This window comes from Staphylococcus sp. AtHG25 (assembly GCF_003217445.1).
Classification (GTDB): Bacteria; Bacillota; Bacilli; order Staphylococcales; family Staphylococcaceae; genus Staphylococcus; species Staphylococcus haemolyticus.
The window spans coordinates 168515-182492 of sequence record NZ_QJSN01000003.1; the positions used below are offsets into that span (position 1 = coordinate 168515).

General features: G+C 30.7%; 12 protein-coding genes and 1 pseudogene. 6 read left to right on the forward strand and 7 right to left on the reverse strand.

Annotation, left to right across the window (positions count from 1 at the left end; translation table 11 throughout):
* Window positions 1-73 precede the first annotated feature (73 nt).
* The 4 genes and pseudogenes from BDW31_RS03805 to BDW31_RS12700 all read right to left on the reverse strand — a co-directional run bounded on the left by BDW31_RS03805 (window position 74) and on the right by BDW31_RS12700 (window position 3211).
* Entirely contained in the window at window positions 74-685 is a 612-nt protein-coding gene (locus tag BDW31_RS03805; RefSeq protein ID WP_053025193.1) for a YcnI family protein, read from the reverse strand.
* Window positions 686-698: 13 nt separating this feature from the next.
* Entirely contained in the window at window positions 699-1946 is a 1248-nt protein-coding gene (locus BDW31_RS03810) for a copper resistance CopC/CopD family protein (protein ID WP_053025192.1), read from the reverse strand.
* 234 nt (window positions 1947-2180) lie between these two features.
* Window positions 2181-2819, reverse strand: a pseudogene (locus tag BDW31_RS03815) (MATE family efflux transporter); the annotation flags it as partial.
* A 194-nt stretch (window positions 2820-3013) separates the two neighbouring features.
* Complete coding sequence (locus BDW31_RS12700; RefSeq protein ID WP_053025191.1) at window positions 3014-3211, reverse strand: YhgE/Pip domain-containing protein; 198 nt, start codon at window positions 3209-3211, stop codon at window positions 3014-3016.
* Window positions 3212-3376: 165 nt separating this feature from the next.
* On the opposite strand from BDW31_RS12700, the gene BDW31_RS03820 reads away from it, so the two are divergent.
* On the forward strand, window positions 3377-3991 hold the full coding sequence (locus BDW31_RS03820) for a TetR/AcrR family transcriptional regulator (protein ID WP_053025190.1): 615 nt from the start codon (window positions 3377-3379) through the stop codon (window positions 3989-3991).
* A gap of 31 nt (window positions 3992-4022) precedes the next feature.
* Complete coding sequence (locus BDW31_RS03825; RefSeq protein ID WP_037535792.1) at window positions 4023-4964, forward strand: magnesium transporter CorA family protein; 942 nt, start codon at window positions 4023-4025, stop codon at window positions 4962-4964.
* A 597-nt stretch (window positions 4965-5561) separates the two neighbouring features.
* Here BDW31_RS03825 and BDW31_RS03830 read toward each other — a convergent pair.
* Entirely contained in the window at window positions 5562-7004 is a 1443-nt protein-coding gene (locus BDW31_RS03830; protein ID WP_053025032.1) for a sucrose-specific PTS transporter subunit IIBC, read from the reverse strand.
* Window positions 7005-7184: 180 nt separating this feature from the next.
* Between BDW31_RS03830 and BDW31_RS03835 the strand changes: the two genes are divergently transcribed.
* The 4 genes from BDW31_RS03835 (at window position 7185) to BDW31_RS03850 (ending at window position 11713) form a co-directional block, all read left to right on the forward strand.
* Window positions 7185-7559 (forward strand): YbgA family protein, encoded by a 375-nt coding sequence (locus BDW31_RS03835; protein WP_037550035.1) that lies wholly within the window; start codon window positions 7185-7187, stop codon window positions 7557-7559.
* A 1006-nt stretch (window positions 7560-8565) separates the two neighbouring features.
* Complete coding sequence (rsp, locus tag BDW31_RS03840; RefSeq protein ID WP_110709190.1) at window positions 8566-10671, forward strand: AraC family transcriptional regulator Rsp; 2106 nt, start codon at window positions 8566-8568, stop codon at window positions 10669-10671.
* Window positions 10672-10727: 56 nt separating this feature from the next.
* Entirely contained in the window at window positions 10728-11159 is a 432-nt protein-coding gene (locus tag BDW31_RS03845; RefSeq protein WP_370591707.1) for a pyridoxamine 5'-phosphate oxidase family protein, read from the forward strand.
* 203 nt (window positions 11160-11362) lie between these two features.
* A complete protein-coding gene (locus BDW31_RS03850) occupies window positions 11363-11713 on the forward strand; it encodes a DUF4889 domain-containing protein (RefSeq protein ID WP_110709192.1) in 351 nt (116 codons plus the stop codon).
* Between the two features lie 148 nt (window positions 11714-11861).
* Here BDW31_RS03850 and BDW31_RS03855 read toward each other — a convergent pair whose 3' ends face one another.
* Window positions 11862-13139, reverse strand: coding sequence for a cation:dicarboxylate symporter family transporter (locus tag BDW31_RS03855; RefSeq protein ID WP_053022232.1), 1278 nt, complete (start codon window positions 13137-13139; stop codon window positions 11862-11864).
* 207 nt (window positions 13140-13346) lie between these two features.
* Window positions 13347-13706, reverse strand: a complete 360-nt coding sequence (locus BDW31_RS03860) for a DUF3139 domain-containing protein (RefSeq protein ID WP_053025035.1) — start codon at window positions 13704-13706, stop codon at window positions 13347-13349.
* Between the last annotated feature and the right edge of the window lie 272 nt (window positions 13707-13978).

Here is a 13978-nt window from a genome sequence, read left to right on the forward strand (position 1 = left end):
ATATACAATTCAACTCAGTTAAATAAGTTATGCCTATTTACAAAGAGACTTGGTCCTAGCCTCACTCGTAATATTATTTATTTCTTGAATGTTTAAATAATGCGACTAATGATAATATAATTGCGATGATTGATACGATCCATAAAGCAATTGAACCGCTTGAAGAAGTTTGTTCACTAGCAGTATCTTTTGATTTTTCATCTTTTACATCTACTGCATTAGCATTCTTTTTAACTTCTAACGTAGGCGCTGGGTGTTCGCTATTTTCTTTTCCAGTCCATTTAACTTTATCATCGTTATCATAGGTTTGAATTGCTTTAAATGCATACTTGCCTTCATCTTTAGGGCTGGCTACAACAATTGGAAAATCCATAAATTCATCTGGCCCAATGCCTTTACCTTTAGCAGTCCAAATAATTTTAGTAATGTTACCTTTTTTATCTTTATCTAATTTATACTTATAGCCCTCTACTGGTTGTATATTAACAACTTGAACTTCTTTTGGAACTTCTAATTCTACTTTTTCAGTATGATCTTTTTGTTCTACAGGAACCCTAACATCTACTTTTTCATAAGATTCTGGGTCAACTGCTTTTGGGTTTAAAGTAACATGCGCATCTGCTACTTTAAAGAAACTTAATGTAAAAAAGAGTATGAAACTTGTAGCTAATAATTTTTTTATCATCTTTTTTCTCCTTCTATGGAATACTGATTTGGCTCATAATTACTCCGACTAAAATAAGTAATATACCAATTAAAACTTCTATAATTAATGAAGATTTATTTACTCTATTACGTTTATTGAGTGCACGTGTTGTTTGCAATAATCCCAATAACATCATTATTAAAGTACCAAAAACTTTAAATAGTAAGAATACCGTCCAAGTTTGCATATTTGTCCAAATTGACAAAATCTTCGTTTGATCAATAGACATTAATACACCTGAAATAATGATTATTGCTACCGCAGCAGCATTAACTTTTAATAATATTTCTCGCAATAAATCTACGGCATCTTTTTTACGTGTAAATACTGAAATCAATAAATAGCTTAATGCACCTAACCATAAACTAATACCTATTAAATGTAGTGTTCTTAGTATGATAGACCATAATGGTACGCTTTGTGACCATGCATGTCCTGACATACTTATAGCTAGAATCATTGCAATAGATACAATCCAGTACCATGATTTCTCCATGTTTCTTAAGACGAATAAACCACTTAAAACAATTAAAGCAATGGCACTTAATATGTAAGGGAATTGTGTTATTGCACTAGGCTCAAGGGATAATATTGCATCTAATATATCCGAAGACAATGTCATCAAATAAAGTACAAGTGACATCAAGTATGCCATCATCATTATTAAAGACACTGCAATATGTCTAGGAAATACATCGAATGTAGATAGGTTATTACGTCGTGCAATACCATTTAACCAATATAGACCTACAAGAATAATCGTTGCACCTTCAGCTATGTATCTGAATAATCCAAACCAGAAATTAGGTATTTCGTAAAATGCTGGAGATGTATCAACACCGTTAGCTGTCTTCTTACCTACTGAGAACTCAAAACGATCACTAATCTCATGACCGTCAGCAGATACTGTATGCCATTCTAATTGCTGTGTCCCTTGTTGAACTTTATCAGTAGGAAATGTAAGTGTCTTAGAATGTCCGGTTGTTGTAGGATTTATATCCCCTACTTTATTCCCTTTATCATTATATATTGTGATGCCTGAGTATTCAGCGTTAACAGGTTCATTAAATGTTAACTCTATCGTATCAGGCGCTTTCGATATAACCCCATTTTGTGTTGGTGTAGTTTTTTCCAAAGTTGCATGCGCAGATGCGACATTATGAAGTATCGGAATTAACAATAATAAAAACATCATTATCAATGCCAAAGCTACTTTAAAACTTCGCTGTAAATTCACCATTGACGTCCTCCCATAAAATTTTGCTCATTTACTTATGATAAAATAATGCGTGCTATTTAACAATAATTATTCTAATTTGCCACTTTTTATCCAAAAATAAAAGCTAGACTGAAATCGATATCATTTCATCCCCTCGCTTATCCAATTTATAAAATTATAGATTATAAACAACTTATTGTTAGTACTATTGACGGTTTCAATTCATTTAGCCAGTAGTTTTTCGGGCTAAAGCCACTATCCTATGTTATTCGCTTCAATTAAAGTTGCTTTATCAACTGTTAATCGATTTCTTAATGAATACACAATAAACATAGCTAAAAATGCACATACTGTTTCAGCTATTAATAATGACCAAATGACACCACCTAAGCCAAATAAACTATTTAAGACAAATAAAACTGGAATAATAACTGTTCCTTATGCGATTGCCATTATTATAGCCCCACGACCCTGTCCAGTAGCTTGCAGCATGCCAGTAAATAAAAATCCAATGCCATTTAGAAGTAATGATGTCATAGTCACTTTTAAAATAAATGTAGCTAGAATAACAATTTGAGGATCAGTACTAAATAATTGAACAATTGAATGTCCGGCTACAAGAACGACAGTCATGCAAACTGTAAATATAACAGCAATAGACACGATGACCACTTTAATGGTATCTTTCATTTTTGTTTTATTAGATACGAAATTATATGCAATTAGAGGTACAACACCTTCTGAATGTCCCATTATGATTAGTTCTGGGAATTGAACAAGTCTAAATGAGATGCCGTAACTTGCTATCGCATAGTTACCATATGTTGCTAAGAATAAATTAACGACTAAACCAGTTACTCCCATTAGAACTACCATCAAGAAGGCTGGAATTTCACCAGATTCAACTTTTTCCTTCATTTCTGCTTTTTTACTATCCATTACTACTTTTTGCGTTTTACTCATTGCATTTTTTGAAAAGTCTTTGTTAAAAATAGATACCCCATAGTATTTTTCATCTTTAAGACCTTTTTTAATATCTGATTCTTTATCAACTTTAACCCACTTAACAGTATCAGAATCACTATCCATTAATTTATCTTCAATTTTTTCCCGATATTTACTTTATTACCTTGAATGTCTACACCTTTATCATTGTTTACAACGGCTATTGGTAATTTTTTTGATTTTGGATTAAACGCTGGATAAAAAGCCAAAGAGAATATAACTAATAATAATATCGCTGCAATAGGTGCAAGCCATAATAGTTTGCTTTTAAAAATATTCATGAAATCTAACCTCCTAAAATTTATTGAACAATGTGTTAAATATTTAATACCTTGTAAATTATAATGAGATAGTCAAAAATAAACAATAATCAATTATTCAAATACCGTACGTTATTGAACAGATTGTAAATTTTTGTCTATTTACTATTAGGAGGTCGATATTTAATGAAGGAAGACAGGAGAATAAGAAAGACAAAATCAGCTATTAAACGTGCATTTACAGACCTTTTAAAAAAGAAAGACCTCGACAAAATCACTGTTCAAGATATTTCAAATCAAGCAGATATTAATCGTGGTACATTTTATTTACATTATAAAGATAAATACATGTTATTAACTGATATGGAAGATGAATGCATTTCACAAATTTGGCCATCAACTCAATTTAATCAACTCGACACTAGTACACCAGAAAATACAGCTGATGATTTTATTAATAATATTTTGACCAAAGTATTACAACATATCTCCGATAATATGGACTTTTACCATACGATTCTTCAATTAGAACGTAAAAGTAGACTTGAAGAAAAAATTCATTCCTTAATGAAAGAAAATATGCAAAAATATATTAGTATTGACCATGAGATAGATGGTATACCTGAAATGTATTTTCATAGTTATGTTTCAGGTGCTACTATTTCAATCATCAAATATTGGGTACAAGACGATAGTCGTATTTCTGTAAATGATTTAACAAAGTATATTTTTAATATTATTTATAACGGCCAATTACGTATTATGATTCAAAATCATTATGAACGTACCCAATCCAACTGAGACTAAATGAATATGAAAGGAATCATTAACCATGCTAACTGCATATAAACATTCAACTAACAATGACATCGTTGAAACAACTCTAGATCACTCTGCATCATGGATTAATGTTGTAGAACCTGAAAGAGAAGAAATTGAACAATTAATTGAAACATATAATTTGCCCGAGGATTTTATTCGAGATCCATTAGATGCTGATGAAAGCGCACGTATTGAATATGATGACGATACAGGCTATTCCCTTATCATTATCGACTTACCTATTGTAAGTTCTACGCACCGTCGCGTCTTATCTTTCGTTACAATCCCATTAGGAATTGTTATCGGAAAAGGACTTATTTTGACAATCTGTGATGCTGAAAATGAATTCTTAGAGAATTATGCACGACAAGATGATGTTAATTTAAATTTTCATAGTCGCTTTGCGCTAGATATTTTATTAACTATTTCAAACCACTACAACAGAAATTTAAGACTTTTAAATAAATCACGAATCCGCATTGAACGTGAACTAAAAAATAATATTACCAATAAACAGCTATACAAATTAATGGAAGTTGAAAAAAGTTTGGTATACTTTCTAGCTGCTTTAAAAGGAAATGATACAATTATTAAAAAATTATTCCGTTTACCTGCCATAAAACGCTTTGAAGAAGATGAAGATTTATTAGAAGATTTAGTGATTGAAAACAACCAAGCGATTGAAACGACAGAATTATATACTGGCATTTTAGAGAGTATTACGACTTCGTATTCTTCATTGTTATCTAATGAAATGAATAATATTATGAAGACACTTACATTATTTACAGTATTACTCACATTACCAACACTTGTGTTTAGTTTCTTCGGTATGAACGTTCCGCTTCCACTCGATGAGAAAAGTTATTCATCATGGCTCTTCATCGTAGGAATTTCACTCGTTCTCGTGACTATAGTAAGTATCTTCTTATGGAGAAAACAAAAATTATAATTATAATAGATACAAAAAAGCCTGGGACATAATCAATGACTCAGGCTAAAAATATATATTGGCAGTTGTTGACTGATTTAAAAATGCACTTCTAACAAACTTTTTTATTTTAGTCAACCTTGCCGAGGGGCGGGACCCCCAACAAAGAGAATTTCCTAAAGAAATTCTACAAGCTAAGCAAGCTGGGGTTCGGGGCCCCAGCAAAGAGAATTTCCTAAAGAAATTCTACAAGCTAAGCAAGTTGGGGTTCGGGGCCCCAGCAAAGAGAATTTCCTAAAGAAATTCTACAAGCTAAGCAAGTTGGGGTTCGGGGCCCCAGCAAAGAGAATTTCCTAAAGAAATTCTACAAGCTAAGCAAGTTGGGGTTCGGGGCCCCAGCAAAGAGAATTTCCTAAAGAAATTCTACAAGCTAAGCAAGTTGGGGTTCGGGGCCCCAGCAAAGAGAATTTCCTAAAGAAATTCTACAAGCTAAGCAAGTTGGGGTTCGGGGCCCCAGCAAAGAGAATTTCATTAAGAAATTCTACAAGCTAAGCAAGCTGGGGATAAAACGAAATGAATTTTGGAAAATATTATTTCTGTTCCACCCCTTATTTTTGTTTATTCAGCTGCTGCTTGATAAGCTTTGCGTCGAGATAAGACTAAAGTAATAGCTACAGAGACAATAAAAGCAATGAGCATGCCAATAAAGTAATGCAACCACCCAGCATGCGCTGGATTAATAGAAATAAAGCCTGGTAGGCCAGCTGTACCTAAAGCGATGGCTTTAACTTTAAAGAATGAGATATAAGCTGATCCAATAGCCGATCCAATGATTGCACCTATAAATGGATATCTTAACTTAAGATTTACACCAAACATTGCTGGTTCTGTAATACCTAATAGCGCTGATACACCAGCTGCAGATGCAACACCTTTTAATTTTTTGTTATTTTTAATAATGATAAATGCTGCTAATGCTGCACCACCTTGTGCTACGTTAGACATTGTTGCAATTGGGAAGATAAATGAACCTCCCGTTTTTGCTTGATCAGCGATTAATGTTGTTTCAACAGCGATAAAGCTATGGTGCATACCTGTTATAACAATTGGCGCATAGAATAAACCGAAGATAAACCCACCAATTGCACCACCAAATTCATATAACCATGTTAATCCGTCTGATAACCAATAACCAAGCTGTCTTGTTAATGGTCCTACAAATAAAAATGTTAGAAATGCCGTAACTAAAATAGATAATAATGGTGTTAATAAATTATCTAATACAGTTGGTATAACCTTACGTAACCACTTTTCAATAGTTGCTAAAATATATGCTGCCACCAACATTGGTAACACCTGTCCTTGATAACCCACTTGATTAATATGTAAACCAAATAAGTCCCAATGTGGAATTGCTTTACCCGCTTCTACAGCCTTAGGAAAATCGTATGCGCTCATTAATGATGGATGTACTAAAATCATTCCTAAAGCTGCACCTAAGAATGGATTACCTCCAAATCGTTTCGAAGCACTAAATCCAATTAATATTGGTAATAACGTAAATGGTGCATTTGCAAAGATGTTAATCATATCTGCTAATCCAGCAAACTGACTATGAACATCTATTAAAGACTTATTATCATAAAAGAGATCTGGCGCAGTTAGAATATTATTAATTCCCATTAATAACCCACCAGCAACAATGGCTGGAATAATAGGAACAAATATATCTGATAGCATCTTAACGAATCGTTGTAATGGATTCATGTTTCGAGCAGATTTATCTTTAACATCCGCTGTTGTAGAAGCCTCTTTCCCTGTTATTTTTTCAAGTTCATTAAATACTTTATTGACTGTACCTGAACCAATAATGATTTGATATTGACCGCCAGTTGAAAATGTACCTTTAACAACATCCATCTTCGATAAAGTGTCCTCATCTACTTTACTTTCATCATTAAGTACGAGTCTCAATCTTGTGGCGCAATGGGCCATTGCCTCTAAATTATCTTCCCCACCTATAGCTTCAAGAATTTCTTCAGCCGACTTTTTATAGTTCATTAAATTTCCCTCCTATTGAATGGAACCGGTTCTATTCATTAATTTTATTGTAATCGGTTCCAAAAAATAACGCAATAACCTTTTTTATCTTCACCAATTATTCATATTTTAGATTTGTAATCTAAGTTTCTGGGAAAAACATATTAAAACTTATAAAATAAGTGAGCGAGGCGGTATTTGATGAAAGAACGTGGCTATATTGAAAAGTTATGGAGAGAAGAAAAGTATAATGTCTTGTACCATAGTCAGCAGCATTATAATTATATTCGTGAATTGCTTAAGCAATCTCCAACTTTAAATGAAGTTCAACTCGCTATCAATGAAGCATTCCAAACGACTCCATCCAATGGTTCAATAATCAATGCATACGATCATATGTGGGGATACTTTAAACACAAAGCTAATGAAATTGAAAAAAACAAATCAGCTCAATTAAAAACTGATTTCAAACAAGATAAAGTTCAAAGTAAAGAATTGCTGATTTTTATAAAATACTTAGCCGACAAATATGAAGTATATTACCTTCAAAAAAGTACCCTGCTTAATTTCCAATGAGAATACTTAAGGTATGAAAATTTTATTGGCACGGAAAGAAGTAGCACCTACTATGTTTGAATTAAGTACTTATAATAATAAAAATGCTACTGCTATTCGCTAAATTTATAAAACAAAAAAGTTGAGACAACGTATGTGTTGTCCCAACTTTTTTAAAATTAATTCTGTTTTTCTGTAAAATATTATTCTTGATGTTACGCCTATAATAAAATCAGTATATTAAAGGATGGTAGATATTAAAACTGTTACTTATACATCAGTGATTTAGTAATTGGGGGAGTTAGGTTCCTTAGTAATATACATTAGCTTGCTACTGCTAATACCACTGTTAATAATACGCATACATATTCTTATTCTAAGTTGAATGGCAAATCTTAGGTGTGGTGTCTGACTATTATTTAATTTATTAATTCTCACTCTCTCTAGTTGTTTAATTCATGATGAAGATGAGTTGAATTTCTATATCACGCACAAAATAATTTACTTTACTTGTGTAAGATGGAAAATTCTTGTTGTCTTGTCTAATCATTGATATAGAATTTAATCATTTTAATATGTTGTTGGTACTTGTATCATTAACTTTAATATGTTGGCAGAATTTGAACTCAATGATTTAATTATAGCTTTTCTTGTTGTGGAAATACTTTATGTTGTTATTTCATGTTGTTGATACAGAACTAATGAATGTAAGATTTCGAATCATCAATTAAATTAATAAAAATGATGTTTAATCAATTCTGTTTCGAAATCTATATTTATTATGCATCAAATTAAGTTGTCCCACGCTATTAAAACTTTCCAAATCAGTCACACTATATTTTCAATTTTTCATTTAAGTTGCTTCTTTGAGAAAATTTTTATCGCTTTCACAAAATAATCGCAAAATTTTTTTATTTTTAGTTATTAATTTTTTCTTACTTTTAATTTATAATAGCTTTTATTATTCACAATTCAATTGAACAGTAATATTTAGCCAATAAATATAAAAGCTAGGAGAACAACATACATGAGTAATTCCCTTCTATTACATGAACATTTAACAACTGCCCCATCGCGTAATATAAATTATATTATTATATATTTCTCTTTAACAAATGAATTAACGATTACTATTAATGGTGAAAAGAATGATATTCAAAACCATATTGCTATAGTCAATCAAGGTGATTTATTTAATATCGATCATGCTAAAGATTTAATTGAGTTAAAAATTCCAATAGCTTACTTCTATATAGAAGATAATGATTTCTTTAATTGTTTCTTTGACCGTTATTTATTGCAGTCGAATCATTTTATTAAATCTCAAATTTTGCAATGTCTTTCTAACTTTGCAAGTAATGAAGAACAAGATAGTGAAACAGTATCTAAAATTATAAGAACGTTATATAAAGAAGCCGTAGTTAGAAACACAACATTATATGTACCGACTATGTCTATTGATAATCAGTTACTGTCTAATATTGTCATGTTTATTAACAATAACATTACATCTAATCTATCTTTGTTAGATATTGCACAACATGCACTTATTTCAGAATCATATTGTTCTAATTTGTTTGCTCGCATATTAAATGTAAATTTTAAAGATTATTATACCAGTCTAAAAGTTAATCACTCTGTACAATTACTAATGACAACGAATCACTCTATAACAACGATTTCCGAATTATCAGGTTTTAGTAGTCACACCAATTTTACTAATCAATTTAAAAAACATTTGGAAGCGAGCCCTAAGCAATTTCGTACGATGCTAAATCAATTAGAACCTCTGCCCTCTATTTTAATAAGAAGTTCAGTTAGTCAATCTTTTTTAAATTTAATTTCACAATTTGAGTTTACGAATCATTTGACCACGGAAACCACACAAATTCATATTGCTAATTACGATCCTAAAGATCAGACGCAATTTTCAACGGCTTTTATAGATTTTCAAAACATAAATGAATTATTTCAATTTGTGTTTAATGATTATTTTGATATTGATTTATCCTATTTACCTAGACCAGCAATTTTAATTAATGATGTGAGTGACATGGTAGGTCGTCACACAAATTTAAATTTATTAAATCGTTGCTTTGAGAAATTATTTGAAAAAAATATTAGATTAGCTGTCACTATTAAAAATAATCAAGAATTTAAAATGATATACCAACTAATCATGATATTCTTACAAAATAATAGAGATTATAAATGGAATAAAAAATTAGTGAAATTTATGCTTGTATTTGATACTGAAACAATGTCCATTCATGATATCCACCTTGCACACCTTAAACTCAAGAATAAAAACCGTGCTATCAAATTTAGTTTAATGGTTGATGGTTTGTTAAAACAACTGGGTTCATTACAAGAAACATATGATATTATGCATCGTATGAACTTTGATTTTTACTTTGTTGATATTGAAAATATTGATACCAAGAATGTGCTTATTGATATACAACGTGGCTTTACTCACTCATCGACGCACTTTGAAAATTATTTGCGTTTTATAGAGGGATCTAATATACCTTCAACTCAGTTTATTTATAGCAACCTATCATCAAAATGTTTCAAATACACTAATAATGGTACACAATCACTTCAATTGTCAGATCTCGTATGTCATCTATATCAGTTAATGAGACACGGTGGTGGCGTGTGCTATAAATTAATAGAAACAGATCCAATGTATATCTCACTCTTTAATAATCATGGTAGTTTATTACCTATCATGCATTTATATCGATTTGTTTCTACATTTAGTAATGAGTCATTTCAAATATCAAATAATTATTTAATGTGTTATAAAGATGGGAATTATCATGTGATACTTTTCAATAAAATCAATGACCGTTATTTATCTGATAGCCAACAACACTATATCTTTGAAAATGACTTTAAAGAAAACACCCTATTTATTGTAAATACATTAAATAATGAACATGGCTCAATACAACATTTAATTCCACAATATAAGCGTGATGTTTACATTGAAAAAGATATCATTCAACAATTAGATAGATGTAATCATCCAAAGACTGAACTATTGATTCAAGAAAATGATTATGCCGCATTTCAAATAACGCTAAAACATGATGAAGTGAAATATATTTGTATTAAACCTTCTTAGTATACCTTTGATGTAAGTTTAAAAAACATTATTTAGGCTAAAATTAGTGTAAGGAGATGATAACTTTGGATAAACAACAAGTGATTCAATCAATTGAAAAAGTCTTAGATACTTCAAAAGTCGGCGTCTTATCAACAGCATATAATAATCAACCAAATAGTCGTTATATGGTATTTTATAATGATGAATTAACTTTATATACGAAGACAAGTAATGAGAGCACTAAAGTTGAAGAAATTAAAAATAATCCTCATGCATATATTTTATTAGGTTACAATGAAACAACAAATAATAGCTTTGTTGAAATTGAAGCAAATATAGAAATTGTTGAAGATCAAAAAGTAATTGACTGGCTATGGGAAACGCAAGATAAAACATTCTTTAATTCAAAAGAAGATCCAAATCTATGTGTGCTCAAAGTCGTACCTAAAACCATCAAGTTAATGAATGATGATGACATCGATACACCTGTAACGATTACTGTATAGAATTTAAATAACTGTTTATAATAAAGAGTTTAGGACTGAGTTAATCAAGTTCTGAACTCTCTTTTTTTGATTAATTGGTTAACACCTTTGATGTAGTTTATGTCATTAAATTATAATTCAATTTAATACAGATTATTATTTTATTGCAATTTAATAGTATTTTATGTATAAAAGAGATAGAACTTTTTAAAGGAGTCTATAAAATGAAGAATAAAAAGGGTTTAGGCATCGGTATTGCACTTATTGCTATCATGTTAATTGTATGCATCGTTCTTGTTGTCATGATGATGACAGGTGGTCAAAAAGAAACGTATTATGGCTATATGAAAAACGACCATACAATTGATAAGATGGTAAATGAACAGACTGAAAAAATTGAAAAAAATGTTGAATTGCCTCCTAGCAATGCTAATGTTAAGAAAGGCGACTTCGTTTTTTTAGTCAAAGAAAAAGGATCAGATAAATTTTCAAGAGTATCTAAAGTAGATCACGATGACGTACCACATGGTTTAATGATGAAAATTCATGAAATGCATGATATGAAAGGTATGTAAATTACAATAAATCACTGTCAATGAAGAGAAATCTTCGTTGGCAGTTTTTTAAATATCATAAAGTATTTATACACTAATCTTTATAATTTTAAGCAATAAAAAAGTATCGAGCCTATGCGCTCGATACTAAAAATGTCAGATTTCTTTTTTAAATTGATTCTAAGTATTTTTTACCTTGTTCTTTGTCATAAACCTTTTCCCATTTAGAGATAACAACAGCTGATAGTGCATTACCTATTACGTTAACACATGTACGAACCATATCTAATAAACGGTCTACACCGATAATTAACGCAAGTCCTTGTGCTGGTAAGCCCATAGCTCCTAATGTTGTTAATAATACTACGATTGAAACGCCTGGTACTCCAGCCATACCTTTAGAGGCAACCATTAATGTCACCATTAAGATAATTTGTTCCGATATAGATAAATGAATGCCATACATTTGTGCAACAAATAATGCTGCAATTGATTGGTATAGCGCTGATCCATCAAGGTTGAATGAGTAACCTATTGGAATAACAAAGGATGTGACATCTCTTGGCGCTCCGAATTTTTCCATTTTATTCATCATTACTGGTAATACTGCTTCTGAACTTGAAGTAGAGAATGCTAGTAATAACTCATCTTTCAAAATTTTAATGATTGAGAAGATACTAATACCACAGATTCTTGCTACAATTCCTAGAACAACGATAATGAAGAACACCATCGCGAACACTACTACTAATACTAATTTTAATAATGGAATTAAAGCAGATGCTCCAAAAGTCATTACTGTTGTACAAATAAATGCAAATACACCTATTGGTGCTAATTTTAAAATTTTATTAATCATCCAGAATACTGCTTCAAGAGTTCCATTTAAAAAGCCTTTCACAGGATCTGCTTTTTCTCCTATTGCAGCCAATCCTAAACCGAAGAATACTGCGAAGAAGATGATTGGTAATAATTCGCCTTTAGTTAATGCTTCAAATATGTTTGTTGGTACAATATTTACAATGGTATCAATAAAGTGATTGCCATATGTAGATTGTTCTGCTGCGGATGCAGATGATTGATATTTAGAAATATCGCCTTTTGGTAATTTATCTGGATCTAAACCAGCACCTGGTTTGAATAAGTTACCAATGATTAGTCCTAAACCAATGGCGATTGTTGTTATAATTTCAAAGTAAAGAATTGCTTTCCATCCATAGCTACCTATCTTCTTTGAGTCCCCTAAGTTAGATATAGATAATGCTAATGCACAGAATACAATTGGTATGATGATCATTTTAATTAAATTTAAGAAAACATCACCGAACGGTTTTATATAATTTGCTACGTTATCTTGTCCAAATAATAATAAACCTACAACTACACCTAGCACCAATGCGATGATAACCTGCATCGGTAAACTAATTTTCCTCTTGAACAGAGCCATGTTGAAACCCCCTTCATCTGACATCGTTTAATTATATCAGATAATTATGAAATGAGATATAATATTTTTAAAGCTAACTATATATATACTATTCAATCAAGCTAAAATAATTAAAAATACTATAAAAAGGAGAACAGAAATCATTACGAATTCTATTCTCCTTATTTTTCATGACTTGTAAAATATTAATCCTCATTTAATGCGAAATTAAGGTTTGAAATTTTGGTTAAAATAATTATGTTTTGCATCTTTAATACTTTTTTTAGTTTCAGTATCAAAGCCTTCAGTAAAGATACCTTTGCGTGTTCCTATAGGTTGAATGACATATGTCATATGAGGTTCATCTTTAAAAACGACTTCTTTGTAATAAACCCCTTTTTTTGCACTATATTGTGTTTTTTCAGATTTAATATCATCACTTAAATGTTTTTGCTCTATATAACTATCTACCATTTTAATATTTCTATGACCTTGATACGTTTTCATAGCAAAAAAGAAAGCAATTGCCACTACTAATGAAATCGCCAAAATAATACAAACTCTAATCCATTTTTGTTTTTTACTCATTTTGAACTCCTTTGTACACAACCTAGTCTCATCATCTCTAGTTACTATCTAAATTATTATGAATGATAGTTAGAAAATTTTAAAGTATTTCAGTATTTCTGTAACAAAATGTCCTAACAATTTATCTCTAATTCAAAATAAATCGACACTTACATTAAACATGTAGACGTACTTTCAAATATAGTTCAAAACCCTATAAAAGTCCATGAAATACTATGGCAACAGCATTGACATTACTTTTAGTTCATAATATCTTTAAATAAGTTAAGGGG